Here is a 26,332-nt window from a genome sequence, read left to right on the forward strand (position 1 = left end):
GCCCCGCATGCGCGGGGCATGACATGTGGAGCGTGAACGCGCACCCGCCCCTCACAACGCCTCGCGAAACTTCAGCCTGGTCTGAAACTGCACGCTGGTCTTTCCGACCAGCGCGGTGCCGCTGACGACCGCGTCGTCGTCGGAATAGATGCCGCTGAAGCCACAGGTGACCTCCCGGCCGCCGAACAGCGGCAGCACACCCACGGGCTTCGCATGCTGGAACGTCGTCAACTCGCCGCGCCATTTGCCATCGGCGGCGGTGTAGGAGCCCGTGTAGTAGAAATGCGCGTCGCCGCCGGCGATCTTGCCGTCGAGCAGCACGATGACGCCGGTGGCGTGCCCTCGCCCGCCGTCGGTCATTTCAGTCTCGACCGTGTAGAGACCGTTTCTCACGCCACCCATGGCAACGCGCCCTGCCCCCACGAAAACGGATCATCGTCGCAGCCGACAAGCTCGCACAATCCGGAAAAAAAGCGCAGCAGCCCGGCGTCTTGCCGACCGCGGTGCAGCTGGGCGCCCGGGACCCCGCTGCCATGGCGCCGAATTCTGTAGCGATTCCCGCAAAATACCGGAGAAACCCAACAAGCTGTTGACGAACGGCAACATCTCTTAATAGAGTCTAAATAGATACTTTTCAGTACAGCGTTCACGGATTAGCGTGCGTCATGGCTACGGAAAAAGCCGAAACCGACCGCATTCCCGTTACGTTGGCGCTCTCGACCATCACTTATCTAGAAAAGCTGGTGAGACAGGGCACCCACGGCACAAGCGTTCCCGGCGTTGCAAGGACCCTGATCGAGGAAGGCATCAGGCTCGCCATCAAGGACGGGCTGCTGTCGATCCGCGACAACGGGAAGTCGTGACCGTCGGGAGGAGGATGGGAGGCGGCGGCACACCAAGAATTGGGACCGCCAGCATGTTTGCCACTGCACCGACCTGGACCACCGAACGCCTAGAACTCCTGAAAACCCATTTTGCCGCCGGCCTCTCCTGCCGGCAGATCGCGGCCGAGATCGGGGTCAGCCGCAATGCCGTGATCGGAAAGCTCTCCCGCCTCGGGCTGTCGCGCGAAAGAAGCGGCGACGAGGCGCGGCCGAAAAAGCCGCGGGAGCGCCGCGGGCGTTCGGTGCCACGGCTGCAATACGAGATGCTGCGGCAAGTCTATGACGAAGCCGCCTTCACCGAGGCACCCGTCGTCAGCGAGCGCCGCTGCTCGCTGTTGGAGCTCAGCAAGGAGCGCTGCCGCTGGCCGGTCAACGCCGAGGCCGAAGAATTTTCGTTTTGCGGCAACACGCCGCTCGCGGGCATGCCCTATTGCCAGGGCCACACCCGCCTCGCCTATCGTTCGCTGGCGCGGAGGGCCGGTTAGCGCGTGATCCCGGCCCGGCGTGCCGCATCAAAGCGGGCGCCGGGTCGGGTCATGTGCCAAAGGGCCAGAGCGTTTTCAAGCGAAGTGGATACCGGTTCGCGTAAAGAAAACGCGTCAAATCAAGAATCCAGAGCTTCGGTTCTGATTCAATCAGAACCGAAGCTCTAGCCGATGCGCCAGCCGACTTCCTTGACGAAGTTCTGGTAAAATTCCGGCTCGTAGGCGCGTTCCGGCGATTGACGCACCCGCTCGTCGAGCTTGTGGGCGTCGTCGCCGACCAGGATGCGCCACCTGCCCGCCTTGACCCCGTCGAGAATGATCCGGGCCGCCGCTGCCGCCGAGGTCGGCGCCTCCTCGCGAAACGTCCGCGCACGATCGTCGGCGAATTTCTGGATGTCGGCATCCGTCATGGCCGAGGTGTCGACGTTCATGCCCTGCAGCCGCTGACGCGTCGCCAGAATATCGTTCGGTGAAAGCTCCGCGCTGCCGGTCTGGATCACCCGCGAATTGGCGACGATGGAAGTGCCGATATGGCCGGGCATCACCACCGAGCACTTGATGTGCGGGGCGTTGAGGCGGAGGTCATTGATCAAGGCCTCGGTAAAGCCCTTCACGGCGAACTTGGCGGCCGAATAGGCGGTGTGCGACACGCCCATGCCGACGGAAGCCCAGAAACCATTGACGCTGGAGGTGTTGACGATGTGCCCCTCGTCGGCGTTGACCAAGAGCGGCAGGAAGGTGCGCACGCCGAGATAGACGCCGCCCCAGCAGATGTTGAAGGTGCGTTCCCACTGCTCGCGCGTGTTGGTGAACAGGCTGCCCCCGCCGCCGATGCCGGCATTGTTAAACAGGAGATGGATCCTGTCGGTCTGCTGCTGCTCGACCAGTTCGTCGCGGAATCGCTTGAGGTGATCCTCGATCGAAACGTCGGCGACATGGGTGGTGACGCGCAGGCCCTGCGGCAGCTTTTCCGCCTCGCACAGCCGCTTGGTCTCGGCCATCGCCTCCGGCGAGACGTCGCACATCGCGACATTGCAGCCTTCCGCAACCAGCTGGCGCGCGAGCTCGCGCCCCATCCCCGTGCCGCCACCGGTAATGACGGCAATCCTTCCGGCAAAATCCTTCATGGAGTCTCGTTGACCTTTCTCGTTGGCAACCTATTCCGCGGCCTCGACCTGCGCGCCGAGCGCCCCCAGCCCCGCCAGCGCCTTGCCGATGGCGGCCTGCTGGGCGGGCGAGGCTTCCGGCATCGGCGCCCGCGGATATGTTTTCGGCAGGCCCTGCAACGTCTGCGCATAGCGCGTGCAGGCCGGCAGATTGTCGGCGATGACGGCGTTCCACACCGTGAGCAGCTTCTTGTGCAGCTCGAGCGCCGTGGCGTGATCGCCCGCCTTCACCGCATCCCACAGCTCCACCGAGGCATGCGGCGCGGCGGTAAGGATAGCGGCGATCGAACCGTGGGCGCCCAGCGTGTAGGAGGGATACATCAGCGCGTCCACCGCACTGTAGATCAGCTTGTCCGGCGCCATCATCATGAGGTCGGCAAACAGTTTGAGGTCGCCGGCGCTCTGCTTGACGCCGACCACCAGCGGCACCTCGGTCATGATGCGGGTCAGCAGCGCGGGCGACAGATACGACCAAGGCACCACGTTGTAGATGATGATGGGCATGCCGGTTTCATCGGCCATGCGGCGGAAGTGATCGACCATCGCCTGCTCGTCCGGCTTGAACAGATAGTGCACCGGCGTCACCTGCAACGCGGCAACATCCATGTCGCGCACCAGCTTGCCGCGGCGGATCGCGTCGCGGGTGGAGTCGACGATGATGCCGGCGATCACGGGCGCGCGGCCTTTCGCCGCCTCGACGGTCGCCGCAATCAGGTCGCGATATTCCTCATGGTCGAGCGTGTGCCCCTCGCCGGTCGAGCCGCCGGCCGCCATGCCATGGCAGCCGGCGCCGATCAGCCAGCCCACTTGCGGCGCCACGAGTTTGAGGTCGATCTCGCCGCTGCTGGTGAACGGCGTTGTCATCGGCGGTATCACGCCAGTCGGACGAATCTTCATGGCCGGCCCTCGCTGTTTCCATCCCGTTGACCCGGTTCGCTGATCGACCGGTTGGACGAAAGACTAGCGAATGTCGGCTGGGCAATCCACATGCCGCGAGCGCATGGCACCGCGCGCTGGTTGCGGGATGTGGAACATCGCGCCGATCAGGCTGCGGAAGCGGAGCCTGCGGGCGCGGTTGCCTCAATCTTCATCGGCAACTCCTTATCGGAATATTGGCCGACGTCGAGCCGCCAGACAGTCTCGCCGTTCGGCTCTGCACCGAGACGTGCAAAGCCGAGCTTCTCGAAATGATCCTTCACGAGGCCGTTGCGGGCGGTCGGGATGTAGCGGCCGACCAGCTCGCCGGCGCCGGCCGCGCGGGCCTGTTGAACCAGATGCTGCAGGATCGCCTCCTCGACCCTGCGACCGAGTACGCGGCAGGACATGATCCAGGTGTCAACCTCCCAGCGCTTGCCGTGCTTCAGACAAATCACCGCCGAGATCATGCCATTGTCGCCGAACATGTCGGCCAGCCGTGCCTGCACGGTGACGGCATCGGGGTTGGCCTGCAGTGTGGCGACCTCGGCTTCGCTGTAGCGCCGCGTGGTCAGGTTGAACTGGTTGGACTTGGAGATCAGCTGCGCAATCCGCTTCCGCCCCGGCTGGTCGAACGGCGCGATCGCGAGCGTCATGTCGAGCGAGCGCAGGTAGTCGTCGTGATTGCCGATCCGCTCGAGCTGGGCGGCGCGCCTGGCGTTCGCCTTGTACATCCCGGCGCGCTGCCGGTCCTCGCGCGAAAAGCCGGTCTGCTCGAAATAGCCGGCCGCCTGGAACACCGGAATCCATTCGCTTGCGTCGTCGGGCAATTCGGGCACCGCCACGGCCGGCAGGGCGTCGCGGACGCGCTTGCGCTCGGCAGGATTGTCGTCGAGGAACACGAAGCTCTCGAGCCCGAGATCGATCATAGCGGCGATCGCCTTGATGTTGGCAGCCTTGTCGTCCCAGTTGACGCGGAAGGCGACGATGTCGTCTTCCTTCAGGATCATCTCGGGATGGTTGCGGAAGGCATCGAGCGCGATGGCCTCGTCGTTCTTGGAGGAGACGCACAGCAAAATGCCCCGCTCCTTGTAAGCGAGCGCCATCCGCTGCAGCGCGGAGTAGCTCTCGCCGAGCGGCGAACCGGTGCCGAGCGCCAGGCCCTCGATGCCGTCGTCACCGACGATGCCGCCCCACAGCGTGTTGTCGAGGTCGAGCACGAGCACGCGGCGCGAGCGGCCCATTTGGGCTGCGATGATACGCATGACGTGGTCGGCATAGAGCGGTGCCATCGCCACCGCGAATGGATATTTCGCGGCGTACCAGTAGCGCCCTGCCGACCAGGCACCCTGCCCAACAGATGCGGCAATGCTGTCGATGTCAAGCAACAAGTGGCCGGCCTGCCGCGCTTGCGATGCGAGGCGGCGATTGAATTCGCTTGCGAGATGGCGCGGGCTGCCGGCGAGGCCGAGGTCCATGTTGATCTGCGACGCATCGGGATCGCCGGCCAGCGTCTGCAGGATCACCGGCTTTCCGGTTGCGGCAACCGCAACCTCCGCAATCCGCATCACCTGCGCCAGCGCAGCGTCGACCGTCCGCACCGCGGCTTCCTCGTCGCCGAGCGATGCCGCAAGACGGAGCATGCGATTGTCGGACGCGATCAGCACGAAGTCCGGCGGATTATTTGTCAGCTCATCCCGATGGCGCGCAAGCCACGGCTCGGGTTCCTCATACTCGGCGATCGTGAGCTGCAACAGGAAACCGAAGCGGATCGCGGTGCCGATCAGGCTGTCCGCGAGATGGTTGGCCGTGCTTGCCGACAGGATCAGCAGGTGAACCGGCACGAACCCCTGCTTGCGCGCGTCGGCGGTGAGCGAAGGCGGCGCCGACTTGACGATGTTCCTGATCTTGCGGCCAAGCAGCCGCAGCTCGGCCTCGTCCCATCCGGCTTGTGCGAGCGCGCGCAGCGCGCCCAGTGCTTCCAGGGGATCGGCAGGAAGCGCCGCGATGCCGTCGCGCATCTTGCCTGCGGGGCGCGGCAGCCAGGGCAGTGCCTGCACCGGCAATTTCGCAGCAGGCCTGGCTGTCGCTTCCGTCACTGCAGATGTTCCCGGATCGCATCCACGAACTGGCGCACCGAGCTGATCTGCTCGATTTCGGACAGATTGAACTGGAAGTCGAACTCGCTCTCGACGCCGCTGACGAGACGGATATGCGCAAGACTGTCCCACGCCTTCAGGTCGGCCTGGCGCGTGTCCATGCCGATGACGAGATCGTCATCGTCGAGCTCGGCGCGGAATATCTCCTGCAGCCTGTCGAGAATTGATGCCTGCGTGTTGCCGGAAGCGCCGTCCATCAGATCGCGGGCCTCGAAATTGGAACGAACAGCTCCTTCCTCGGAACCGGCTCAATGTACATCGTGATCCCCTTCCGGCCGAGCGCGACCGCATGTTCGATGAAGGGTTTAGCATCGGCGGCCATCATCTTCAAATTGGAGAGTTTCGTGTCCGTGCAGATGTCGGGCCCGAAATGCCGCCGCAGCCGGTGCGGTCGTATATCTCCGCCGCGCTTGAGGAATTCGTGTTCGCCGGTCTCGCCGCTGGCGCGCTTCCAGCGGTAGCGGATCGTGCCGTTGAACACCCCGTGAAAGAAAGGAATCTCGTCATACAGCAGGCATTCCACCGCATGCAGCGGCGTCATGAAATTGAAGGTGGCGCCGAGCCCGAGCATGCGGGCATCCACATCCATCAGCCGGCAGAACGGCGAATCCTTGCCCCAGGTCAAGACGGTGCGGTGGTGATCCCGGACCAGGAAATCCGCGTTGGGGCCGATGGCGCAAACCGAGGACGTGAGATGGATGCTTCGCTGCACGCCCGGCACGCGGCGAAACACTTCGCACAACAGCCCGGTGTAGACCGGCGCGCGGTCGACCATAAACACCTTGCTCGCGTCATGATCGATCGGAAAGGCCGGCATCGCCAGCGTTCCCTCCGGGCCGATCAGATCGCGCAGGAGATCGATCACTTCGCTCGGCTTCATCGGAACGTTGAAGAATTCGTTCCAGGAGGACTGGACCCACAGCGTGCGGCCGCGGGTCACGCCGAGATCGATCAGGCGCTGGCGCAGCTCGGCCACCTCGACCGGGCGGCGATAGATCTTCTTGTCCAGCCACAGCCGCCGGGTGCGGACAAAGTCGCGCACATTGCCTTGCCCCAGCGCCTTCTGGGCAATGCGTTTGACGATGCTGCGAAGCGCGCTGGGCATGACCGGCTATCCCCGCGCGCCCTGCGTCGCCGGACGAGCGGCTTGCTGAACCTCGTGCACGATGGGCAAGAGCACGTCCAGCGCATCATGCGCGCTGGCAACGCCCACCGTCGCGGTCTGATCGGTCGCGATGCGCGGCAGGCGCCGCGAGATCGCGCGCACGCCGGGCATGAACGCGTTCAGCTGCTGCACGAGAGTCTCTCCCGCCGCCTTGGCCATGGCGTATTCGGCAATGCCGGCGGTTGCCGCGTCGAGCGCCGTGGTGGATGGATAGAACATGGCGACGCCGCCGGAATTCGCCTGTACGAGCGCGGAGCAGAGATCGAAGAATCCATCGACATAATAATCGAGGAAGACCCTCAGCTTCTCCGGCTCGAACAGCGCCGACTTGCGCTGGAAGATCTTTGCCGTGGCGAAATAGAAGCAGCTATCAACCGCACCGGCGCCGCCGAGCTGTGCGGCAGCCGGCCGGAGCGCATCATAGCAAATGACGTCGCATGTTGCGCCGGCCTGGCGGATTTCGCCGGCGACCCTTTCCGCCTCCTGCCTGCCCTCGCGGAAGGTGATGACGGGATGACCACCGCCTGCCGCGACGATCTTGGCGGCGACCTCGCCGAGCCCTCGCGAGCCGCCGATGATGAGGGCGCGCTGTCCGGCAAACGGCTTTCCTGCGACGCGCATCGCGACCTTATCCATGTCCGCCTGCGCGGGCGGCTGCGGGCGCGCGAAGGCGTCAAGCCGGCCGGTCAGGCCGCTGCCGGCAACATCGATCTGCAGCGAACGGAAGCGTGCATCGGTCTTGTGGACGGCAAAACCGAGCGCATGTGTGCCATCGCTCGCGGCATCGCGGGTCACGTCGAGCCCGGCAAACAGCGAATGCAGACCCGGGCAGGCCATCCCGACGACCTGCGATGTCGCCATCAACGCGCCGACGGCCGCCGGACCTATGGCGCTGGAGAGACCCGGAAACAAGCGGCGGATTTCATCCTCGCTTGCAGCGGGTGCGACTGCGCCGCGTTGATCCGCCATTTGCGCGAATGGCGGATCGAGCGGCTCCGAAATAACGCGCGGCGCAGGCAGCGCGCTACCCACGGACGATCCGGAGATCTTGCCGGGCCGAGACGACAACTTGATCGCGGCGATGACGGCGCCTGCGGCGATGACATCCAGATCGACCGAGGACTCGGTCCGGCTGCCGATCCGCACCTCGGCGGTCTCGTCGAGAAACAACGGCTGGTGGAAGCGAACGCGGATGCTCCTGACATCGAAGCTTCCGGCGCGCAGCCAGGCCTCCAGCGCCCACAGTACGGTATGGATGCCGTGCACGACCGGCGCACCCATCTGGGTGCGGCGGGCGAAGCGGGCATCAAGATGCAGCGGATTGGAGTCGCCCGACGCCCGCGCGAATTGGCGCTGGTCGTCCAGCGTGAAGGCGCGGCTGGCGATGGCGGCACTAGAGGTCATCGATGGCCCGCTTAGCACAGCCGACCACGGCGGTGGCTATCTTCCCGGCATCAAAGTTACCCGAAAGGCCGAACAGAGGCTGGAATCCCGTCACCTCATAGCCGCCCTCGCCGATCTGGCCGGGCGTGGGGAGATAGCCGTAGAGCGCGCCGAGATAACCCGCATAGAGCCGCAGCCGCGCCTCACTGGCCGGCAGCGCGGAATCCAGGATGGCTTCCCATTCCACCGTAACCTCCGCGGACAGCGCGACGAGCTCGAACGCCTGGCCGAGCCGGAGCGCCTGAACGGTAAGCGGCTTGTCCGGGGCACTGCCGCGAAAGAACTCCGCCAGCGGAATCTGTGCGGCGCCGGTCGAGAGGGTTGCGGGTATATCCGCCGACTCGGCCGGCTGCCCGGCAATCGCAGCAACGCCGGCGGCAAGGCCCTCGCTCCAGCGCACCCAGTCGCCGGCAACACGCGGGGGAAAGGCCGGCCCCGAGACCACCTTGCGAGCGAACCGGCGCAGCCGGCCGGCGAGACTTTCCTGCGTGCCCGTCCCGGCTATCCTCGGACCGATGTCGCCGCAAAATCCTTGCACGAACACACAAGGGATTTCACCGAACCGCCGGCGCAGCGCGCGCCGGACCGCGCCCGGAAAGTCGGCGCTGATGACATTGAGGGGAATGACTGCGGTCGCATGGCAGGTGTAGTGCCAGACGGCGGTGATCACCCTGTCATCGTCGACGCGGCGAAGCAGCAGCACCGTCGCCATCTCGTCAGTCGGCCCTTGCGGATCCGGCGCCATCACGGTGCTGGTGAGTTTGAAACCGTAGGTACGACCGACGGTAGGAAGCGGCCAGTAGCGGCGGCGGTTGACGGAATGGCTGAGGCGGCCGCGCTTGATCTCCACCCTGCTCTCGGCGGGCTGGTCCTGCAGCATCCGCCCGACGAGATTCTCGGAGGCCGCCACGAGATCGGCCACGAATTGCCCGTCGGGCACGCCGAGCGGCGCGCAGGCGCGATCGGTGGCCGGCGCAAAATGCGTATGCGATGCAAGCAGCATGATCTCGGCCGGTGCAAATCCATGCGGCGCGAGCCGGGCATGAATCGCCTGCTGCAGTTCGGTCCCGACGATCATCAGATCGAAGCTGAAGATCAGGCAGCGCCGCCCGCCCGCCTCCAGCAGCACCGCCGAAACCTCGATGGGGTCGAGGACGGTAGAGACCGCCTCCCGGCGCGCCGCGTAACCGGCCAGCCGCACCGGCCGGTCGCGCGGGGTAACGTCGCATGATGCGGCTCGTGCAAACATGGATCAGGTGCTCCCGCCCAACCGCTGCGCCTTACGAAATGGAGCCCTGGACGGAGTGGCACTGTGGGAAATGGTGCCTCAAAAATGCTTCCCTTGATGCACCGGTCGGAAGCGGCAAGGCCATAACCCGTTGATTTGATGGTCGGAGCGAGAGGATTTGAACCTCCGACCCCTAGTCTCCCAGACTAGTGCGCTAACCGGGCTGCGCCACGCTCCGATGCCGTTCCCTTAGCGTTCATCGCTGCCCGGCGCAAGGAGTCCAATAAGGAGCCCGATACGGCCCCGCGGGCCTACCCTTGCGGCTGTTCCGCCCCAGGTCAGCCTTCCCTGAGCGCCGAATCGAGCAATTGCCGGGCGGCGAGCAAATCCTGCAGCACGCCTTCCAGGCGGGCGCGATCGACCGCACGGGCGGCAGCGGCCGCCGGTTCCGGCAGGTTCTTCGCGATGCCGTCCTCGTCGAGCTCGAGGAAGCGGAAATCGATGCCGTCGTCGGCGCCCTCGTAATCCTCGTCGTCGCCCTCGAAGGAGGAGGCCGGCGCCTCGGCATCCTCCTCGGCCATGGTCTGCTCGAGCGTCTTCTCCACCGCGCCGAAGGAGGCCGCGACCGAGGAATCCGCAAGCCCCTGCACCGCCTTGACGCCATGCTCCTTGAGGATGCGCTGCACACCGCGGATGGTATAGCCCTCGCCGTACAGCAGACGGCGGATGCCCTTGAGCAGATCGACATCGTCGGGGCGATAATAGCGGCGACCGCCGCTTCGCTTCATCGGCTTGATCTGCGCGAACCGGGTCTCCCAGAAACGCAGCACGTGCTGGGGAATGTCGAGTTCGTCCGCGACTTCACTAATGGTTCGGAACGCATCCGGCGCCTTGTCCAAATGCCCGCTCCTTTCCGCTCATCTCTTATTGAGCGCTAATCGCCCTTGCCGTCGCCATTGGTGGGCGCATGCCCGTTGATACGCTGCTTCAGAATCGCCGACGGCTTGAACACCATCACACGACGCGGCGAGATCGGTACTTCGGTGCCGGTCTTCGGATTGCGTCCGATACGCTGACCCTTCTTGCGCACCATGAAGGAACCGAACGACGAAAGCTTCACCGTCTCGCCCTTCTCCAGGCAATCGGTGATCTCTTTCAAAACCAGTTCGACGAACGCCGACGACTCCGTGCGCGACAGGCCCACCTTCTGATAGACCGCCTCGCACAGATCGACGCGTGTAACTGTCTTGCCTGTTCCCGTGGTCATCGCCTGCCCCGCACTCTCGGCGAACAAATTTGTTCCCAGAAATTAGGAGGTTAGCAAACCACGGTCAACAGCGAGCATCATGCAAGAGCATGAAAAGACGCTTATAATTCGCGTTGAATTCTTTATGCCACACTTACCAGCGGACCAGCGCCGAGCCCCAGGTGAAGCCGCCACCCATGGCTTCCAGCATCAACAGGTCGCCTTTCTTGACGCGGCCGTCCCTCACCGCAACGCACAGCGCCAGCGGGATCGACGCTGCCGACGTGTTCCCGTGCATGTCCACGGTCAGCACCACCTTCTGCGGCGCAATATGCAGCTTGTGCGCGGAAGCATCGATGATTCGCTTGTTGGCCTGGTGCGGAATGAACCAGTCGATGTCCTCCGCGCTGGTTCCCGTGGCCTTGAAGGCGTCGATGATCACGTCTGTGATCATGCCGACCGCATGCTTGAAGACCTCGCGGCCTTCCATGCGCAGATGGCCAACGGTCCTGGTCGAGCCAGGCCCACCATCGACATAAAGCTTCGATTTGTGCCGGCCGTCGGAGCGAAGATGCGTGGTCAGGATGCCGCGGTCGGAGGTCGTGCCGGGCTGTTCCTGCGCCTCCAGCACCACCGCACCGGCGCCGTCGCCGAACAGCACGCAGGTGGTGCGGTCCTCCCAGTCGAGGATACGCGAAAAGGTCTCGGCGCCGATCACCAGGGCACGCTTGCAGGCGCCGCTGCGCAGGAAATTGTCGGCGGTCGCGAGCGCAAAGATGAAGCCGGAGCAGACCGCCTGCAGGTCGAAGGCCGCGCCATGGTGAATGTTCAGTCCGTTCTGGATCGCCACGGCCGTAGCCGGAAAGGTGTTGTCCGGCGTCGAGGTCGCCACCACGATCAGGTCTATCGATTGGGCATCGACGCCGGCATCGGCCAGCGCCGCGCGCGCGGCATTGAGGCCGAGATGCGAGGTGAATTCGTCATCGGCCGCAACGTGGCGCTGCCGGATGCCGGTGCGCTGCACGATCCAGTCGTCGGAAGTGTCAATTCGTGCCGCCAGTTCGGCATTGGTCAGCACCTTCTGCGGCAGATAGGAACCGCAGCCGAGCACGACCGAACGTATCGCAGTCACGAAACAGCCTCCTGTGCGGTCTGCGCCTGGGCCAGCGCGCCGCCGTCACGATTAAGCATGCGGTTGATCTTGGTGAGGAGATCGTAGTGGACCGTCTCATAGCCAACATCGACGGCATAGGCAAAGCCTTCGGCGCTGACTCCGCCATGGCTCTTCACCACCACCCCCTTGAGACCCAGCAGCACCCCGCCATTGGACTTGTTGGGATCGAGCTTGTCCCGCAGTTCCTTGAAGGCGCTGCGGGCAAGGAGATAGCCGATCCGGGTAAGCCAGGTCCGCGACAGCGCCACGCGCAGCAACTCGCTCATCTGGCGCGCGGTTCCCTCGGCCGCCTTGAGCGCGATATTGCCGGAAAACCCCTCGGATACGATCACGTCGGCTGCCCCCTTGCCGATGCCGTCGCCCTCGACGAAACCGACATATTCGAGCTGCGGCAGGTTCAGCGTGCGAAGCAGTTCCGCGGCCTCGCGGATCTCCTCGTGGCCCTTGATCTCCTCGACCCCGATATTGAGCAGCCCCACCGTCGGCCGCTCCTTTTCGAACAGCACGCTCGCCATCGCGGAGCCCATCACGGCGAGCGCAACCAGATGGTGGGCGTCGCCCCCGATGGTGGCGCCGAGATCGAGCACGATGGAGTCGCCGCGCGCGGTCGGCCAGACCGCGGCGATCGCGGGGCGGTCGATGCCCGGCAGCGTACGCAGGCAGAAGCGAGCCATCGCCATCAGCGCGCCGGTGTTGCCGGCGGAGACCGCGACGTCTGCCTCGCCTTTCCTGACCGCGTCGATCGCGAGCCACATCGATGAGGTCTTGCGGCCGCGGCGCAAGGCCTGGCTCGGCTTGTCGTCCATGCCGACCGCCACGTCGGTGTGGATGACGCGGGAGACCTTCTTTAGCGCGGGATGTTTTTCGAGCTCGGGATCGATACTTGCGCGGTCGCCGAACAGGAGAAATTCCGTGCCGGGATGCCGGGTCAGTGAAATCGCGGCGCCGGGAATGACGACCGAAGCGCCGACATCGCCACCCATGGCGTCAAGCGCAATTCGAACCTTCTGAGGCATGAACGTCCCGGAAACCTGATCTCTGGTGGTGCTGAAGTTCGGCCGCACAGAGGAAGCCGTCGGCGGATAGTGGCGCGACCAAGCGCTGCGTCCCGGCCGGGGCGCGACAATAGCGTTTCCCGGCTCCGACACAACCTCTTGACCGCCGCCTTCGCAAATAGGCCGCGCCGGCGCGGAGATTCGCATAGATAGAGAATTATCCTTTATAAATCAATCTATTAGATAGATTTGTTGAACAGATGGCAGAGACCGTTGCCGTGGAAAGCGAGCGCGCCACGGGAGATGCTGCCGTCTACTTGCCTTTCGGCTTCCGCTTCGCCTTCGGCTTGGCCTTGAGTGCCTTCAGCGCGGCGAAGGGATGGTCCTCCGGGTCAGGCGGCGCGACCTCGAGATCGAACACGGCATCCGCCTTGCGCGGATAGGGATCGATACCGAGGAACAGCGCGTCGGTGGCAAGCCGGCCGAGATCGATCGCGCCGCCCTCGATCGGCTCGGGCGGATCGATATCGTCGTGGGCCGCCGCTTCGTCGGCGAGATCGGCAAGCGCTGGAACTTGCTCCGGCGGCGCAAACATCAGATCGATCGACTCCTCGACGTCGGTCTCGATCGGATCGAGTGTCACCACGCAGGTCTGCCCGATCCGTGCGCGAACATTTCCGGCCACGTGGAAGCGCCCGCCGCTCTTCGGCGTAACGTCGAAGGATGCGTGCGCGAAAACCACCTCGCGCAAGCCGCCGATCTCGGCGATCGCCTTGCGCTGGGCTTCGTCCGCGTCGAGTTCGCGATGCAACCCACGCTCGGGAACCTGCGCGAGGGTAACCGGTGAGCGCCAGGGATCGGGCCTGTCCTGCCGGTTGCTCACTGCGGCCTCGCCTGTTCGGGGAGCGGAAACTGCCAGCCGCCATTGAGCAGCGCGGCGTCATCCAGTTGGGCCAGCATTGCCATCGCGGTTCCGGCGTAGGCCGCAAGCTCGCTGGCCTTTTCCAGATTCGCACCGTTGAGGACGTTCTTGCAGATCGCCCCGGCGAGCGCCTCGCTTCCCTCGGTCAGGGCCATGTCATAGGCGGCGGTGCGGCCATAGAAGGCCTCGCCGAAGGCCTGCATCCGCTTCGGGACAGCAAGGTCGCCGACCCCCATTTCGCGCAGATTGTCGTCCATATCGTTGCAGAAATGGTCAAACAGGGCCTGTGACAGGACCGTTCCGGACCCAACCGATTTCAGGCGGCGCAGGACCAGCCACAAGTGCAGCAGAACCAGGTCGAAACGACCGTTAACCGTATCGGGCACGCCCAAGTCCCGGTAAAATAAGGGTTCTCGCGCTTGCGTCACGATCATGCCATAGATGGCCTCGATGGTGCCGGGCGGGGCAAGCCGGGGTTTCCTGAACTGATTGAACGGCCAGAGCATTGTGGGTTCCGCGCGCGGGACCAGGCCCGCTCTTGTTGCAATCTCCAGCCCAGCCCGGTACGTCAACGCCTCGCTGGAGGCAAGGGGACGGGACTATTCCGATAATGACCGTATTTGCCCAATCAGGCTCTCGTGCGCATCGCTCGCGCAGCAAGGCGCGCTGGCGAGTCGTGGCCGCGGCCGCGCTGGTGGCCGCCATGCTCGCAGGCTGCACCAGCGAGCAGTTCCAGAAGGGCTACATCCTGCCTCCGGGCGCGCTGGAGCAGATTCCGATCGGCGCCAGCCAGGACCAGGTGCTGATCGTGATGGGCACGCCGTCGACCGTCGCCACGCTTGACGGCGAGGTGTTCTATTACATCTCGCAGCGGAGCGAGCGGAAGGTCGCCTTCATGAACCAGCAGGTCGTCGACCAGCGGGTGATCGCGATCTATTTCGACAAGAAGCGGCAGGTCAGACGTCTGGCCAATTATGGCCTGCAGGACGGCAAGATCTTCGACTTCATCAGCCGCACCACGCCGACCTCGGGTCAGGAACTCAGCTACCTGACGCCGCTGTTCAAGCTGCTCAGCTTCAACTAGCCGTCGGACTTTCCTGTACCGCAAGCCACGCATGAGGCTGCGCGCAATCGTGCGCTTGTCCTGCCGCGCCGCACTCCCTACCCTTCGGGCGCAAATCAACAATCCCGCAGGGAGGAATATTGTGAAGACCCGATTGCTGTCCCGCCGCAACGTGCTTACCGGCGCCGCCGCGCTGACCACTGCGGCGATCGTACCGCGTTCGAGCCTGGGTGCCGGCGACTGGCGTCCGACGGAAACCGTCAAGCTGATCGTGCCGGCGGCGGCTGGCGGCGCGACCGACGTGATGGGACGGCTGCTGGCCGCGCATTTGCAGTCGGCCTGGGGCCAGTCGGCAATCGTGGAAAACCGCTCCGGCGCCGGCGGCACCATCGGCGCTGCGGAAGTGGTTCGGGCCAAGCCGGACGGCCACGTCATCATGGTCGGCAATCCCGGCCCCAACGCGATCGCCTACCGCATCTACAAGAACCTCAGCTACAAGCCCGACCAGTTGCAGCCGGTCTCCAACATGATCCGGATCCCGAACATCGTGTCGGCGCATCCTTCGACCGGACTGAAGTCGATTCCGGAGCTGATCGCCTTCCTCAAGGCCAATCCGGACAAGCTCACCTGGGGCTCTTCCGGCACCGGACAAAGCCCGCATCTCACCGGCGCCTGGTTCCTGCAGCTCACGGGATTGAAGATGACGCACGTGCCCTTCCGTGGCGCCGGTCCGGCGCTGCAGGCGGGACTTGCCGGCGACATCCAGGTGCTGTTTGACAACCTCTATCCGTCGCTGCCGCAGGTCGAGGCCGGCAAGCTCAACGGCCTCTGCGTCACCACGCCGGAGCGCAGCCACCTCGCACCGAACCTGCCGACCATGCGCGAGGCCGCGCCTGAACTGGCGAATTTCGACGTCTCCTCCTGGTTCGGCATCTTCCTGCCGAAGGCGACGCCCCGGCCCGTCGTCGACGAGCTCAACAAGCAGATCAAGGCGATGCTGGAACGCGAGGACGTCAAGAAGAACGTCGCCACCATGGGCGCCCGCACCGACTGGACCACGCCCGAGCAATACAGCACCTTCATCGATGCCGAGATCAAGAAGTTCGCCGGGATCATCGAGAAGGAAGGCCTGGAGATGGACGTCAAATAACGCCTCCTCCATCCATCAGGAAAGCAAAACCCCGCGGCTCGCACCGCGGGGTTTTCGTTTTCTTCGTAGTGATACTTGCCTAGTGCGCGAGGATCGCGAGCAGCAGCAGCGCCACGATGTTGGTGATCTTGATCATCGGGTTCACCGCGGGACCCGCCGTATCCTTGTAGGGATCGCCGACGGTGTCGCCGGTCACGGCCGACTTGTGGGCATCACTGCCCTTGCCGCCGTAATGGCCGTCCTCGATGTACTTCTTGGCATTGTCCCAGGCGCCGCCGCCCGAGGTCATCGAGATCGCGACGAACAGGCCGGTGACGATCACGCCGAGCAGCATGGCGCCGACGGCCGAGAACGCCGCCGACTTGCCGGCCGCACCACCGCCCGCAATGACGTAGATCAGGAAGTAGACGACGATCGGCGACAGCACCGGAAGCAGCGAGGGGATGATCATTTCCTTGATCGCAGCCTTGGTCAGGAGGTCGACGGCCTTGCCGTAGTCCGGCTTGTCCGTGCCCTGCATGATGCCCGGCTTCTCGCGGAACTGACGGCGCACTTCCTCGACGATCGCGCCGGCAGCGCGGCCGACCGCGGTCATGCCCATCGCGCCGAACAGATACGGCAGCAGGCCGCCGAACAGCAGGCCAACCACGACGTAGGGGTTGTTCAGCGAGAAGTCCGGGGCGACACCCACAAAGTAGGCGTTCTTGCTGGCGATGAAGAACTTGAGGTCTTCATTGTAGGCCGCGAACAGCACCAGCGCGCCGAGACCGGCCGAGCCGATCGCGTAACCCTTGGTGACCGCCTTGGTGGTGTTGCCGACCGCGTCGAGCGCGTCGGTCGACTTGCGGACTTCCTTGGGCAGGCCCGCCATTTCGGCGATGCCGCCGGCGTTGTCCGTGACCGGACCGAAGGCGTCGAGTGCGACGATCATGCCGGCAAGCGCCAGCATGGTGGCGGTCGCGATCGCGATGCCGAACAGGCCGGCAAGGCTGTAGGTGACGAGGATGCCGGCGATGATCACGATCGCGGGGCCCGCGGTTGCTTCCATCGAGATGGCGAGACCCTGGATCACGTTGGTGCCGTGACCGGTGACGGAGGCCGCCGCGATCGACTTCACCGGGCGATAATCGGTGCCGGTGTAGTATTCGGTGATCCAGATGATCAGCGCGGTGACGACGAGGCCGACCACGCCGCATTCGAACAGCGCAAGACCGGTGTACTTCACGCCGGCCAGCGGACCGAAGCCGATCAGGTAGTAGATCACGCCAGCCACGCCCGCGAGCGACAGGATGCCGGTCGCAATCAGGCCCTTGTACAGCGCGCCCATGATCGACTGGTTGGCGCCGAGCTTGACGAAGAAGGTGCCGATGATGGAGGTGATGATGCAGACGCCGCCGATGGCGAGCGGGAGCGTCATCATGTTCAACAGCAACGGCGAGGTCGCGAAGAAGATCGCGGCGAGAACCATGGTGGCGACCGCAGTCACCGCATAGGTCTCGAACAGGTCGGCCGCCATGCCGGCGCAGTCGCCGACATTGTCGCCGACGTTGTCGGCGATGGTGGCGGGATTGCGCGGATCGTCCTCGGGGATACCGGCCTCGACCTTGCCGACGAGGTCGCCGCCGACGTCAGCACCCTTGGTGAAGATGCCGCCGCCGAGACGGGCGAAGATCGAGATCAAGGAAGCACCGAAGCCGAGCGCGACCAGTGCGTCGACCACGACACGGTCGTTGGGCTTGAGGCCCATGACCTGCGTCAGATAGGCAAAATAGATGGTGACACCGAGCAGCGCCAAACCAGCCACCAGCATGCCGGTGATGGCACCGGCCTTGAAGGCGAGCTCGAGGCCGCCGGCAAGCGACGTCGTCGCCGCCTGCGCGGTACGGACGTTGGCGCGAACCGAGACGTTCATGCCGATGAAACCGGCTGCACCCGACAGGATCGCGCCGATCAGGAAGCCGATCGCGACCAGCATGCCGAGGAACCAGGCGAGCAGTGCGAAGATCACGACGCCGACGATGCCGATCGTGGTGTACTGGCGGCGCAGATAGGCCTGCGCGCCCTCACGCACGGCGGCGGCGATTTCCTGCATGCGCGGATTGCCGGCGTCGGCTTTGAGGACCGACATGGTCGCCCAGATGGCGTAAACGATGGAAAGCACTCCGCAGAGCACAATCACCCATAATGCTGTCATTGAAGTTGCCTCAGATTTTGAAGTAGCCCCACGCTGGCGCCGCGGATGCGGCCCTGCGTCTAAAAAGGAGGCCAGCCCTGCCCAAAAGGGCGGCCTCAAATCGGCGGGACCATGCCAAAAAGGGTCCCCCGGCGCAACGCCGCGGACGACCAAAACTGGTGATTTTGGCAGGTATTTCACGCTCGGAAACCGGCTTTTGGGTCGATTCCGGCGCATCCTCCGGAAACCCGGGCTGCAGATATTCGGACCGCTCTGGCGTGACCTAGAAATGGCTCCAGGAACGGCTCTTCAACGCCAGTTCCCTGCCCTGTCCGTCGAGAAATGAGGGAACAGCGCTCCCGGCGATGACGGCGCCGATCGGGGTCACGTTCACGCCCGCCTTCCGCGCGTCCTGCGCGAACGCTTCGAAGTCGGCCTCAGGCACGGTGCAGACGATCTCGTAATCGTCGCCTCCGGTGATCAGCATGTCGATCCCCACGGTGCGGTTGGCGACGAGTGAGGCTGCGGGGCGCGACAACGGGATGCCAGGCGCATGGATCGCCGCGGACACGCCGGACGCCGCGCAGAGTTTTGTCAGATCGCCGGCAAGTCCATCCGACACATCCATGGCCGCGCTGGCGTAGTTGCGGATCGCCACCGCGAGCGCGTCGCGCGGCTGCGGCACGCGGTAGCGGCCGATGAGCATCTGCCGAGCCGCTTCATCGCCCGCCAGCGCCGCCGCCACCGCCCCGCCCTTGAGGACGTCGAGGCCGAGCGCGGCATCGCCGATCGTTCCCGATACGACCACACGGTCGCCGCGCTGCGCGCCGCTGCGATGAACCATCTTGCCGGCCGGCACCCGCCCGAACGCGGTGATCGAGATGCTCAACGGCCCGGGCGTGGAGACGGTGTCGCCGCCGAGCAGCGGGCAGGCATAGGATTTGGCGTCCTCGCCAAGCGCCGCCGCAAACGGCTTGAGCCAGGCGTCCTCGGCCGTGCGCAACGCAAGTGTCAGCACGAAGCCGGCAGGCTGCGCGCCCTTGGCGGCGAGATCGGACAGGTTCACCCGCAGCGCCTTGCGCGCGACCGTCTCAGGGGGATCGGAGGGCAGGAAGTGCACGCCCTCGACGATGGCATCGGTCGTTACGACAATATCGGCGCCCTGCGCTTTCAGCACCGCCGCATCGTCGTCGAGGCCGAACGCGCCGGGGTCGGTCGCGATCGGCTTGAAATAGCGCGCAATCAGCGCGTCCTCGCCGGATGCGATCATTGCAAGCACTCCCCAAGCGATGCCTTGACGGACCGCGTTTGCCGGCCAATAGACAGGCGTGACGGCGAAACCAAGGTGATCGGCATGCGCAGTCTCATCGTCCGCGACGGCCTCGGCTGGGGGTTCCTGCTCTGGCTTGCAGGATATTTCCTGGGGTTCTGCTTCTACCCATTCGTCCCTCCGGCCCATATCGGCTGGTACGTGACGCCGTTCGGCATCGCGCTGACCTGCCTCGTGCTGTGGAAGCGGGTCCGCGTCGCCGCGGTCGGCGAGGCCATCCTGATCGGCGTCATCTGGACCGTCATCGCGATCATCTGCGATTACTTCTTCCTCGTGAAGGTTTTGAATCCGCCGGACGGATATTACAAGCTGGACGTCTACCTGTACTACCTGCTCACCCTCATTCTCCCGATCGCGGCTGCCATGCTACGGCGCGCCCGGCAGAATTGATCAGCGTCCCGCGAACTCGTCGGCGCGGAACTGGCGCGCGATCTGGTCGAGCACGGCGTTGACCATGCCGGTCTCGTCCTTTTCGACGAAGGCATGGGCGACGTCGACATATTCGGACACCACGACGCGGCCGGGCACGTCCCTGCGATGCTCCAGCTCGTAGGAGCCGGCGCGCAGCACCGCCCGCAGGATCGCGTCGATCCGCTTCAGCGGCCAGCCCTTCTGCAAGGCATCGTCGATCAGCGGATCGAGCTTGGCCTGGTCCCGGACGACGCCGGAGACCACGTCGCGGAAGAAGGCCGCCTCCGCCGGCAGGTATTTTTCGCCCTCGACCTCGTTGCCGATCCAGTGGCTCTCGAACTCGGCAAGGACGTCGTTGATCCCGGTGCCGCCGATGTCCATCTGGTAGAGCGCCTGTACGGCCGCCAGCCGCGCGGCGCCGCGCCGGTTGGCTTTCTTCTCCGGGGTCTTTGCAGGCTTGTTCTTGCCTTCGGCCATGTCAGCCCTTCGCCAGGCGTCGCTTGATGCGCAGCACCGCCAGCGCCGCGCGCGCGGCATCGCCGCCCTTGTTGAGCTCGCTGACGCGCGCCCGCGCCCAAGCCTGCTCCTCGGTATTGACGGTGATGATGCCGTTGCCGAGCGGCAATTGCCGCGCCACCGCCATATCCATCAGGGCGCGCGAGGATTCCATCGAGACGATCTCGAAATGGATGGTGTCGCCGCGGATGACGCAGCCGAGCGCAATCGCCGCATCATACGGCTTGCCGTTCTTCTCGGCGGCGTCGAGCGCGATCGCGATAACAGCGGGAATTTCCAGCGAACCGGTCACCGTGAGGATGTCGTGCGACACGCCGGCCCGCTTCAGTTCCGCAATCGCGCCTTCCAGCATCGCGTCCTGGATGTCGTCGTAGAACCGCGCCTCGACGATCAGTGCCCGAGCGCCCGCAATGTCGGTCTGGTCCTTCAGGGGTGCGCGCCGCGCGTCTGCCATTCTGGTCTTCCGTTTCGATCGGTGCCGTCATCCTGAGGAGCGGCCGCTTGGCCGCGTCTCGAAGGATGAGGAGATTTCCGGGCCTCCCGGTTCGAGACGGCGCAAGCGCCTCCTCACCATGAGGGTTTGGCGGGCGTTGTAGGCGCGAGAGGCCGCGCTGCCAAGGCCCGAGCTATTTCATTTCCGACAGCCGCCCCGCATAGCGGGCCATCAAATCGACCTCGATATTGACCTCGCTTCCGGCACGCCAGCCGTTCAGCGTGGTCACGCTCAACGTATGTGGAATGATCAGCACGGAGAAGACGACGTCGTCGACCGTATTCACCGTCAGGGAGACGCCGTCCAGCGTCACCGATCCCTTGATGGCGATGAAGCGCGCCAGCTCCCGCGTGGTACGCAAGGTGATGCGGGCCATGTCGGGGAGATCGTCACGCTTCTCGATGGTGGCGATGCCATCGGCATGTCCCGCCACGATATGGCCGCCGAGTTCGTCGCCGATCTTCAGCGCGCGCTCGAGATTGAGTTTCGTGCCCGCGGTCCAATGCTTCGCCGTCGTCATCGACAGCGTTTCGGCGGCGGCATCGACATCGAACCAGGTATTCCGAGCAGAGTCCTTGCCGCCCTCGGTGCCGGAAGCCACCACCGTGAGGCAGACGCCGTTGCAGGCAATCGAAGCGCCGTCGGCAATGGTCTTCTGGTCATAGCGGCAGGCGATGCGCAGGCGGTGCAACTGGCCCTGCGCCACCGGCTTCAGGCTGGTGATCTCGCCGACATCGGTGACAATACCCGTGAACACAACAATTCCTTCCGGTTTGTCATGGCCGGGCTCGTCCCGGCCATCCACGTCTTCCTTCACATTGCGGCCAAGACGTGGATGCCCGGGTCAAGCCCGGGCATGACGAGTTGGGCTATGCGCGCTCGTAAATCGTAAGAGTGTCGTTCCCCAAAGCCTCGCTAGCACGGACTTTGAAGCCCGGCGACTGCGTGATAGCGGAAAGCGGCATTGCGTCCAGCGCAGCGACGCCGTCTGCTCCCACTGTGGCCGGGCCGCGCAACAGCCAGACTTCATCGGCAAGGCCCTCCGCGACAAAGGACGACGCCACGCGCGAGCCGCCCTCCACCATCAGCCGCGAGATGCCCTTCTCCGAAAGCGCGCGCAGAACGGCGCTCAAGTCGAGCCCCGGCTTCGCCAGATCGGTGGGCACGCGGATCACCTGCGCCCCCGCCGCACCGAGCTTCATCGCCGCGGCCGCTTCCGCCGTTTCCGATGTCACCACCCAGAGTGGCGTCGTGCGCGCCGAATGCACGAGACGGCTGTCGCCGGGGATGCGCAAGGCACGGTCCAGCACCACCCGCACCGGCGAGCGCGCTTCCATGCCCGGCAGCCGGCAGGTGAGCAGCGGATCGTCGGAAAGCACCGTGCCGATCCCGACCAGGATGGCATCGCTACGGGCGCGCAACAGATGCACCTGCGTCTTGGCGGCATCGCCGGTGACGGCGAGTGGTTTGCGGCCGGCGGCGCCGATCCTGTCGTCGGCGGATACCGCAAGCTTCAGGATCACATGCGGGCGCCTGTCGCGGATGCGGCGGAAATGCCCGGCATGGTCGTGCGCGGCTTCCGCAGCACATTGCCCGACATCGACGGCAACTCCCGCGGCGCGCAATTTCGCGTGCCCCTGCCCCGCCACTTCCGGATTGGGATCCTCGATCGCCGACACCACACGGGAAATGCCCGAGGCGATCACGGCATCCACGCAAGGCGGCGACTTGCCGAAATGCGAGCAGGGTTCGAGCGCCACATAGAGCGTCGCGCCGCGTGCCGCCCCGCCGGCGCGCCGCAGCGCCTCGGGCTCGGCATGCGGCCGGCCGCCCGGTTGCGTCCAGCCACGCCCGACAATGACGCCATCTTTCACGACGACGGCGCCCACGGCCGGATTGGGCCAGGTGCGCCCCTGCCCGCGCCGGCCGAGCGCCAGCGCCAGGCGCATGTAACGCTGGTCCGCCGCCCTGGAATCCCGGATCTTCTGCGCGTACTGGTCTTCCAGGATACGGAAGATCATTTGCGTATCGTGGCGAGCCGGTTGTCCTCGTCGCCGGTGAGTTCGCCGAGCAGGTTCTCGAAATCCTTCGCCTCGCGGAAATTGCGGTAGACCGAGGCGAAGCGGACATAGGCGACGTCGTCGAGCTCGCGAAGATGCTCCATCACGATCTCGCCGATCGCCTCCGAGGAAACCTCCGACTCGCCGCCGCTTTCCAGCTCGCGCACGATGGTGGAGACCATCTTCTCCAGCCGCTCCGGCTCGACCGGGCGCTTGCGCAGCGAAATCTGCAGCGAGCGCACCAGCTTGTCGCGGTCGAACGGCACCCGCCTGCCGTTGCGCTTGATCACCGTGAGCTCGCGCAGCTGCACCCGCTCGAAGGTGGTGAAGCGGAAATTGCAGGCCATGCAGACGCGCCGCCGGCGGATCACGGCCGAATCTTCCGTCGGCCGGGAGTCCTTCACCTGCGTATCGAGACTGTTGCAGCTCGGGCAGCGCATCGAGAGAGCCTTACTGGTAGATCGGGAAGCGGTCGGTCAGGGCGCGCACGCGGTCCTTCATCGCAGCCTCCACCAGCGGCGCCTTGCCGTCAGGTGACTGCGCCAGCGCGTTGAGCACTTCCGCGATCATGCCGCCGACCTGCTGGAACTCGGCGATGCCGAACCCGCGCGTGGTCGCCGCCGGCGTGCCCAGGCGCAGGCCCGAGGTGACGAACGGCGTTTCCGGATCATAGGGAATGCCATTCTTGTTGCAGGTGATGGCGGCGCGCACCAGCGCCTTCTCCGACACGTTGCCCTTCAGCCCCTTGGGCCGCAGGTCCACAAGCATCAGGTGATTGTCGGTACCGCCGGAGACGATGTCGAGGCCATGGGAGCGCAGCGATTCTGCAAGTGCCTTCGCGTTCTCGACGACGTTCTTCGCGTAGATCTTGAAGTCTGGACGCAGCGCCTCGGCAAACGCCACCGCCTTGGCGGCAATGACATGCATCAGCGGCCCGCCCTGCAGGCCCGGGAAGATCGCCGAATTGAGCTTCTTCGTCAGCGACTCATCGTTCCACAGGATCAGGCCGCCGCGCGGGCCGCGCAGCGACTTGTGGGTCGTGGTGGTCGTGACATGCGCGTGCGGCACCGGGGAAGCATGCACGCCACCGGCAACGAGACCGGCGAAATGCGCCATGTCGACCATGAGATAGGCGCCGATCGAATCGGCGATCTCGCGGAAACGCCTGAAGTCCCACGGACGCGAATAGGCCGAGCCTCCGGCGATGATCAGCTTCGGACGAATCTCCTCCGCCTGCTTCGCCACCGCATCCATGTCGATGATCTGGTCCTCGCGCCGCACCGTGTAGTGCGAGGCCTTGAACCATTTGCCGGACATGTTGACGGGCGAGCCATGGGTGAGATGGCCGCCGGCGGCGAGGTCGAGACCCATGAAGGTGTCGCCGGGCTGCAGCAGCGCCAGGAACACCGCCTGGTTCATCTGGCTGCCGGAGTTGGGTTGAACGTTGGCAAAGCCGGCGCCGAACAGCTTCTTCGCCCGCTCGATCGCCAGCGTCTCGGCGACGTCGACCCACTCGCAACCGCCATAGTAACGCGCGCCCGGATAGCCTTCGGCGTATTTGTTGGTCATCACCGAGCCCTGCGCTTCCAGCACGGCGCGGCTGACGATGTTTTCCGAGGCGATCAGCTCGATCTCATGACGTTGCCGGCCGAGCTCGCCCTTGATGGCGGCGGCGATCTCCGGATCGGCGTCGCGGAGGGTGGCGGTGAAGAAGGTGTCGGGTGCGGAGGCAATCCTGGCGCGGGAAGAGCTCATCGGCGAAATATCTCCACCGCCGCAGCCAGTTAGACACTGCGGGCGGTTCTGGTTTGGCGGTCGAAAGAAGCGTCTGCGCCATACCATATCGGGCCGGGATGGCCAAGCGATTGCGGTAAGCGCCTGATACTTGTGCAACATATGGTGGGGATTGGAGGGTCGGGAACCGACCTGAAGGCCAATACCGCGCTGCACCTACCGTAGTCGCCCGGCCCCGGTCCCGGGCCCGGACGGGGTAAAATGCAGCGATTCGCTTCCCGGCTGCAGCCGGTCCCGCTGTCACCCGATCGTGAAGCGGCCATCCGTTCCGCTCGCAAGACTAAAGCTTAGGTGACAGAAAGAGCGCTAGAGGAGCTAGCCAATGTCAGAAGCGGCGGTATTCCGGCAGAAGGCCGAGATGTTCGAGCAACGCGCGCAAAGCGCGACCGATCCCATTTCCCGGCAGCATTACCGCGAAATGGCCGCCCATTATCGCAAGCTTTTGGTCGAGCACCTCGACGAGCGTTCATACGAGTTGACCGACTGGCAGCGGCCGTAGCCGCCTAACCCGCAAGCCGATACGCCCCGCCAATCTCCACCGAGCGCTTGAACGCCGGCCGTGCGTGCATCCGCGCCAGCCAGGCCGCAAAGTTCGGATACGCCGCCAGCATGCCGAACGACCCCGCGACTTCCGCAACGAAACTCATCTGGATATCGGCGCCGCTCAACGACGGGCCGACGAAGAATTCGCGGCTGCCCAGCGCCCCCTCGATATAGCCGAGATGGTTGGCGATCTCGCTCTCGATGCGCGGATGCAGCGGCGCGCCCGCCTCCTTCAGCCGCGACACGTAGAGGTTCAGCATCAGCGGCAGCATCGCCGAACCCTCGGAATAGTGCAGCCACTCGTTATAGGCCTCATACTCGGCACTTCCCGGCGCCGGCATCATCGCGCCCTTGCCGTAGCGGCGGATAACGTAATCGACAATGGCCCCTGACTCCGCGATACGAATGTCGCCATCGACGATGACGGGCGACTTGCCGAGCGGATGCACCGCCTTCAACTCCGGCGGCGCCAGCCGCGTCTGGGCATCGCGCTGATAGCGCTTCATCTCATAGGGCGTGCCGAGCTCTTCCAGCAGCCACAGGATTCGCTGCGAGCGGGAATCATTAAGATGATGGAGCGTGAGCATGGCGTTTCTTCCCCGGTCATTGTTGTCATTACCGCAGACTTAGCAGCCATAAGCACAGCCGTCATCGCCCGCGAAAGCGGGCGATCCAGTATTCCAGAGCAGTCGTGATTGACAGAGCGGCCGCGGCGTACTGGATGCCCCGCCTTCGCGGGGCATGACAAGTCGCGGCGAATGCGGTTACAGCCCCGTATACCCCGCCTTCACGGGATCGTTGCTGCCGTCGAGCTGGCGCAGATAGGTCAAGCCGCACACGGCGAGCCGGTGCTCGTCCTTCTCACCGGCGTCGAACAGGGTCTTGACGTACTCCGTCACCTTCGCGCGCGCCTCGGCGCTGGCGGCAGCGGTCTGGTTCACCAGCAGGCCGTAGGTCTGCATGATGCGGTCGATGGCGGCGTCCATGGATGGCTCCGTTGCGAGATCGGGCATGGCA

30 protein-coding genes and 1 tRNA gene are annotated in these 26,332 nt (G+C 65.0%); 6 read left to right on the forward strand and 25 right to left on the reverse strand.

What is annotated here, in order from left to right:
- Positions 1 to 51 precede the first annotated feature (51 nt).
- Positions 52 to 402: a GrlR family regulatory protein gene (locus tag HZB49_RS10845; RefSeq protein ID WP_291610944.1), complete on the reverse strand. Its 351-nt coding sequence runs from the start codon at positions 400 to 402 to the stop codon at positions 52 to 54.
- 263 nt (positions 403 to 665) lie between these two features.
- Here HZB49_RS10845 and HZB49_RS10850 point away from each other — a divergent pair, with 263 nt between their 5' ends.
- Positions 666 to 863, forward strand: a complete 198-nt coding sequence (locus HZB49_RS10850) for a hypothetical protein (RefSeq protein WP_291610945.1) — start codon at positions 666 to 668, stop codon at positions 861 to 863.
- Positions 864 to 916: 53 nt separating this feature from the next.
- Entirely contained in the window at positions 917 to 1,369 is a 453-nt protein-coding gene (locus HZB49_RS10855; RefSeq protein WP_291610947.1) for a GcrA family cell cycle regulator, read from the forward strand.
- Between the two features lie 164 nt (positions 1,370 to 1,533).
- On the opposite strand, the gene HZB49_RS10860 is transcribed toward HZB49_RS10855, so the two are convergent.
- From HZB49_RS10860 to HZB49_RS10925, 14 genes are all read right to left on the reverse strand, one after another.
- Positions 1,534 to 2,496, reverse strand: coding sequence for an SDR family NAD(P)-dependent oxidoreductase (locus HZB49_RS10860; RefSeq protein ID WP_291610949.1), 963 nt, complete (start codon positions 2,494 to 2,496; stop codon positions 1,534 to 1,536).
- A 30-nt stretch (positions 2,497 to 2,526) separates the two neighbouring features.
- Complete coding sequence (locus HZB49_RS10865) at positions 2,527 to 3,432, reverse strand: dihydrodipicolinate synthase family protein (RefSeq protein ID WP_291610951.1); 906 nt, start codon at positions 3,430 to 3,432, stop codon at positions 2,527 to 2,529.
- Between the two features lie 146 nt (positions 3,433 to 3,578).
- Entirely contained in the window at positions 3,579 to 5,549 is a 1,971-nt protein-coding gene (locus HZB49_RS10870) for an HAD-IIIC family phosphatase (RefSeq protein ID WP_291610953.1), read from the reverse strand.
- A complete protein-coding gene (locus HZB49_RS10875) occupies positions 5,546 to 5,806 on the reverse strand; it encodes an acyl carrier protein (RefSeq protein ID WP_291610955.1) in 261 nt (86 codons plus the stop codon). The genes HZB49_RS10870 and HZB49_RS10875 overlap by 4 nt, the downstream gene beginning before the upstream one ends.
- Positions 5,806 to 6,714: an AAC(3) family N-acetyltransferase gene (locus tag HZB49_RS10880; protein ID WP_291610957.1), complete on the reverse strand. Its 909-nt coding sequence runs from the start codon at positions 6,712 to 6,714 to the stop codon at positions 5,806 to 5,808. The genes HZB49_RS10875 and HZB49_RS10880 overlap by 1 nt, the downstream gene beginning before the upstream one ends.
- A gap of 6 nt (positions 6,715 to 6,720) precedes the next feature.
- Positions 6,721 to 8,178, reverse strand: coding sequence for an SDR family NAD(P)-dependent oxidoreductase (locus HZB49_RS10885; protein WP_291610959.1), 1,458 nt, complete (start codon positions 8,176 to 8,178; stop codon positions 6,721 to 6,723).
- Positions 8,168 to 9,418 (reverse strand): hypothetical protein, encoded by a 1,251-nt coding sequence (locus tag HZB49_RS10890; RefSeq protein WP_291610960.1) that lies wholly within the window; start codon positions 9,416 to 9,418, stop codon positions 8,168 to 8,170. Before HZB49_RS10890 ends, HZB49_RS10885 begins: the two co-directional genes overlap by 11 nt.
- Before the next feature lie 187 nt (positions 9,419 to 9,605).
- Positions 9,606 to 9,683 (reverse strand) — tRNA-Pro (locus HZB49_RS10895).
- 100 nt (positions 9,684 to 9,783) lie between these two features.
- Positions 9,784 to 10,344, reverse strand: coding sequence for a MerR family transcriptional regulator (locus HZB49_RS10900; protein ID WP_291610963.1), 561 nt, complete (start codon positions 10,342 to 10,344; stop codon positions 9,784 to 9,786).
- Between the two features lie 35 nt (positions 10,345 to 10,379).
- Positions 10,380 to 10,712, reverse strand: coding sequence for an integration host factor subunit alpha (locus HZB49_RS10905; RefSeq protein WP_291611185.1), 333 nt, complete (start codon positions 10,710 to 10,712; stop codon positions 10,380 to 10,382).
- Positions 10,713 to 10,845: 133 nt separating this feature from the next.
- Positions 10,846 to 11,823 carry a beta-ketoacyl-ACP synthase III gene (locus HZB49_RS10910; RefSeq protein ID WP_291610965.1) on the reverse strand — a complete coding sequence of 326 codons (978 nt, stop codon included), beginning with the start codon at positions 11,821 to 11,823 and terminating at the stop codon, positions 10,846 to 10,848.
- The gene (gene plsX / locus HZB49_RS10915) at positions 11,820 to 12,881 is read right to left on the reverse strand and encodes a phosphate acyltransferase PlsX (protein ID WP_291610967.1); all 1,062 of its coding nucleotides are present in this window, start codon (positions 12,879 to 12,881) and stop codon (positions 11,820 to 11,822) included. Before plsX ends, HZB49_RS10910 begins: the two co-directional genes overlap by 4 nt.
- Positions 12,882 to 13,173: 292 nt before the next feature.
- Positions 13,174 to 13,743: a DUF177 domain-containing protein gene (locus tag HZB49_RS10920; RefSeq protein ID WP_291610969.1), complete on the reverse strand. Its 570-nt coding sequence runs from the start codon at positions 13,741 to 13,743 to the stop codon at positions 13,174 to 13,176.
- Positions 13,740 to 14,288: a ubiquinol-cytochrome C chaperone family protein gene (locus tag HZB49_RS10925; protein ID WP_291610971.1), complete on the reverse strand. Its 549-nt coding sequence runs from the start codon at positions 14,286 to 14,288 to the stop codon at positions 13,740 to 13,742. The genes HZB49_RS10920 and HZB49_RS10925 overlap by 4 nt, the downstream gene beginning before the upstream one ends.
- 104 nt (positions 14,289 to 14,392) lie before the next feature.
- On the opposite strand from HZB49_RS10925, the gene bamE reads away from it, so the two are divergent.
- Together bamE and HZB49_RS10935 are read left to right on the forward strand one after the other, a co-directional pair.
- Positions 14,393 to 14,866: an outer membrane protein assembly factor BamE gene (gene bamE / locus HZB49_RS10930; RefSeq protein WP_291610973.1), complete on the forward strand. Its 474-nt coding sequence runs from the start codon at positions 14,393 to 14,395 to the stop codon at positions 14,864 to 14,866.
- Positions 14,867 to 14,987: 121 nt separating this feature from the next.
- On the forward strand, positions 14,988 to 15,995 hold the full coding sequence (locus tag HZB49_RS10935) for a tripartite tricarboxylate transporter substrate binding protein (protein ID WP_291610975.1): 1,008 nt from the start codon (positions 14,988 to 14,990) through the stop codon (positions 15,993 to 15,995).
- A 79-nt stretch (positions 15,996 to 16,074) separates the two neighbouring features.
- Here HZB49_RS10935 and HZB49_RS10940 read toward each other — a convergent pair whose 3' ends face one another.
- Both HZB49_RS10940 and thiL read right to left on the reverse strand, forming a co-directional pair.
- Positions 16,075 to 18,189, reverse strand: coding sequence for a sodium-translocating pyrophosphatase (locus HZB49_RS10940; RefSeq protein WP_291610977.1), 2,115 nt, complete (start codon positions 18,187 to 18,189; stop codon positions 16,075 to 16,077).
- Positions 18,190 to 18,451: 262 nt separating this feature from the next.
- Positions 18,452 to 19,438, reverse strand: coding sequence for a thiamine-phosphate kinase (thiL, locus tag HZB49_RS10945; protein WP_291610978.1), 987 nt, complete (start codon positions 19,436 to 19,438; stop codon positions 18,452 to 18,454).
- Positions 19,439 to 19,522: 84 nt separating this feature from the next.
- On the opposite strand from thiL, the gene HZB49_RS10950 reads away from it, so the two are divergent.
- A complete protein-coding gene (locus HZB49_RS10950; protein WP_291610980.1) occupies positions 19,523 to 19,888 on the forward strand; it encodes a hypothetical protein in 366 nt (121 codons plus the stop codon).
- On the opposite strand, the gene nusB is transcribed toward HZB49_RS10950, so the two are convergent.
- The 6 genes from nusB to glyA form a co-directional block, all read right to left on the reverse strand.
- Positions 19,889 to 20,386: a transcription antitermination factor NusB gene (gene nusB, locus HZB49_RS10955; protein ID WP_291610982.1), complete on the reverse strand. Its 498-nt coding sequence runs from the start codon at positions 20,384 to 20,386 to the stop codon at positions 19,889 to 19,891.
- Position 20,387: 1 nt separating this feature from the next.
- A complete protein-coding gene (ribH, locus tag HZB49_RS10960; protein WP_291610983.1) occupies positions 20,388 to 20,879 on the reverse strand; it encodes a 6,7-dimethyl-8-ribityllumazine synthase in 492 nt (163 codons plus the stop codon).
- A 172-nt stretch (positions 20,880 to 21,051) separates the two neighbouring features.
- Positions 21,052 to 21,675, reverse strand: a complete 624-nt coding sequence (locus tag HZB49_RS10965; protein WP_291610985.1) for a riboflavin synthase — start codon at positions 21,673 to 21,675, stop codon at positions 21,052 to 21,054.
- Positions 21,676 to 21,787: 112 nt separating this feature from the next.
- On the reverse strand, positions 21,788 to 22,939 hold the full coding sequence (gene ribD, locus HZB49_RS10970; protein WP_291610987.1) for a bifunctional diaminohydroxyphosphoribosylaminopyrimidine deaminase/5-amino-6-(5-phosphoribosylamino)uracil reductase RibD: 1,152 nt from the start codon (positions 22,937 to 22,939) through the stop codon (positions 21,788 to 21,790).
- Positions 22,936 to 23,418: a transcriptional regulator NrdR gene (gene nrdR, locus HZB49_RS10975; protein WP_291610990.1), complete on the reverse strand. Its 483-nt coding sequence runs from the start codon at positions 23,416 to 23,418 to the stop codon at positions 22,936 to 22,938. Before nrdR ends, ribD begins: the two co-directional genes overlap by 4 nt.
- Positions 23,419 to 23,428: 10 nt before the next feature.
- Positions 23,429 to 24,733 carry a serine hydroxymethyltransferase gene (gene glyA / locus HZB49_RS10980; RefSeq protein WP_291610992.1) on the reverse strand — a complete coding sequence of 435 codons (1,305 nt, stop codon included), beginning with the start codon at positions 24,731 to 24,733 and terminating at the stop codon, positions 23,429 to 23,431.
- Positions 24,734 to 25,094: 361 nt separating this feature from the next.
- Between glyA and HZB49_RS10985 the strand changes: the two genes are divergently transcribed.
- Complete coding sequence (locus HZB49_RS10985; RefSeq protein WP_291610994.1) at positions 25,095 to 25,271, forward strand: hypothetical protein; 177 nt, start codon at positions 25,095 to 25,097, stop codon at positions 25,269 to 25,271.
- A gap of 4 nt (positions 25,272 to 25,275) precedes the next feature.
- Here HZB49_RS10985 and HZB49_RS10990 read toward each other — a convergent pair whose 3' ends face one another.
- Both HZB49_RS10990 and HZB49_RS10995 read right to left on the reverse strand, forming a co-directional pair.
- Positions 25,276 to 25,902 (reverse strand): glutathione S-transferase, encoded by a 627-nt coding sequence (locus HZB49_RS10990; RefSeq protein ID WP_291610997.1) that lies wholly within the window; start codon positions 25,900 to 25,902, stop codon positions 25,276 to 25,278.
- Between the two features lie 177 nt (positions 25,903 to 26,079).
- Positions 26,080 to 26,301 (reverse strand): hypothetical protein, encoded by a 222-nt coding sequence (locus HZB49_RS10995; protein WP_291611187.1) that lies wholly within the window; start codon positions 26,299 to 26,301, stop codon positions 26,080 to 26,082.
- Positions 26,302 to 26,332 lie beyond the last annotated feature (31 nt).

It is taken from the genome of Bradyrhizobium sp. (assembly GCF_016219575.1).
Taxonomy (GTDB): domain Bacteria; phylum Pseudomonadota; class Alphaproteobacteria; order Rhizobiales; family Xanthobacteraceae; genus Bradyrhizobium.

What these genes read in the sequence shown, in the direction of transcription:
- HZB49_RS10990 (WP_291610997.1), bottom strand. Translation starts at nt 25,902, where the DNA reads ATGCTCACGCTCCATCATCTTAATGATTCCCGCTCGCAGCGAATCCTG.
- nrdR (WP_291610990.1), bottom strand. Translation starts at nt 23,418, where the DNA reads ATGCGCTGCCCGAGCTGCAACAGTCTCGATACGCAGGTGAAGGACTCC.
- HZB49_RS10850 (WP_291610945.1), top strand. Translation starts at nt 666, where the DNA reads ATGGCTACGGAAAAAGCCGAAACCGACCGCATTCCCGTTACGTTGGCG.
- HZB49_RS10875 (WP_291610955.1), bottom strand. Translation starts at nt 5,806, where the DNA reads ATGGACGGCGCTTCCGGCAACACGCAGGCATCAATTCTCGACAGGCTG.
- HZB49_RS10950 (WP_291610980.1), top strand. Translation starts at nt 19,523, where the DNA reads ATGCGCAGTCTCATCGTCCGCGACGGCCTCGGCTGGGGGTTCCTGCTC.
- bamE (WP_291610973.1), top strand. Translation starts at nt 14,393, where the DNA reads ATGACCGTATTTGCCCAATCAGGCTCTCGTGCGCATCGCTCGCGCAGC.
- HZB49_RS10925 (WP_291610971.1), bottom strand. Translation starts at nt 14,288, where the DNA reads ATGCTCTGGCCGTTCAATCAGTTCAGGAAACCCCGGCTTGCCCCGCCC.
- HZB49_RS10885 (WP_291610959.1), bottom strand. Translation starts at nt 8,178, where the DNA reads ATGACCTCTAGTGCCGCCATCGCCAGCCGCGCCTTCACGCTGGACGAC.
- HZB49_RS10995 (WP_291611187.1), bottom strand. Translation starts at nt 26,301, where the DNA reads ATGGACGCCGCCATCGACCGCATCATGCAGACCTACGGCCTGCTGGTG.
- ribH (WP_291610983.1), bottom strand. Translation starts at nt 20,879, where the DNA reads ATGGCAGACGCGCGGCGCGCACCCCTGAAGGACCAGACCGACATTGCG.
- HZB49_RS10905 (WP_291611185.1), bottom strand. Translation starts at nt 10,712, where the DNA reads ATGACCACGGGAACAGGCAAGACAGTTACACGCGTCGATCTGTGCGAG.
- HZB49_RS10855 (WP_291610947.1), top strand. Translation starts at nt 917, where the DNA reads ATGTTTGCCACTGCACCGACCTGGACCACCGAACGCCTAGAACTCCTG.
- ribD (WP_291610987.1), bottom strand. Translation starts at nt 22,939, where the DNA reads ATGATCTTCCGTATCCTGGAAGACCAGTACGCGCAGAAGATCCGGGAT.
- HZB49_RS10845 (WP_291610944.1), bottom strand. Translation starts at nt 402, where the DNA reads ATGGGTGGCGTGAGAAACGGTCTCTACACGGTCGAGACTGAAATGACC.
- thiL (WP_291610978.1), bottom strand. Translation starts at nt 19,438, where the DNA reads ATGATCGCATCCGGCGAGGACGCGCTGATTGCGCGCTATTTCAAGCCG.
- nusB (WP_291610982.1), bottom strand. Translation starts at nt 20,386, where the DNA reads ATGGCCGAAGGCAAGAACAAGCCTGCAAAGACCCCGGAGAAGAAAGCC.
- plsX (WP_291610967.1), bottom strand. Translation starts at nt 12,881, where the DNA reads ATGCCTCAGAAGGTTCGAATTGCGCTTGACGCCATGGGTGGCGATGTC.
- HZB49_RS10860 (WP_291610949.1), bottom strand. Translation starts at nt 2,496, where the DNA reads ATGAAGGATTTTGCCGGAAGGATTGCCGTCATTACCGGTGGCGGCACG.
- HZB49_RS10865 (WP_291610951.1), bottom strand. Translation starts at nt 3,432, where the DNA reads ATGAAGATTCGTCCGACTGGCGTGATACCGCCGATGACAACGCCGTTC.
- HZB49_RS10985 (WP_291610994.1), top strand. Translation starts at nt 25,095, where the DNA reads ATGTCAGAAGCGGCGGTATTCCGGCAGAAGGCCGAGATGTTCGAGCAA.
- HZB49_RS10940 (WP_291610977.1), bottom strand. Translation starts at nt 18,189, where the DNA reads ATGACAGCATTATGGGTGATTGTGCTCTGCGGAGTGCTTTCCATCGTT.
- glyA (WP_291610992.1), bottom strand. Translation starts at nt 24,733, where the DNA reads ATGAGCTCTTCCCGCGCCAGGATTGCCTCCGCACCCGACACCTTCTTC.
- HZB49_RS10880 (WP_291610957.1), bottom strand. Translation starts at nt 6,714, where the DNA reads ATGCCCAGCGCGCTTCGCAGCATCGTCAAACGCATTGCCCAGAAGGCG.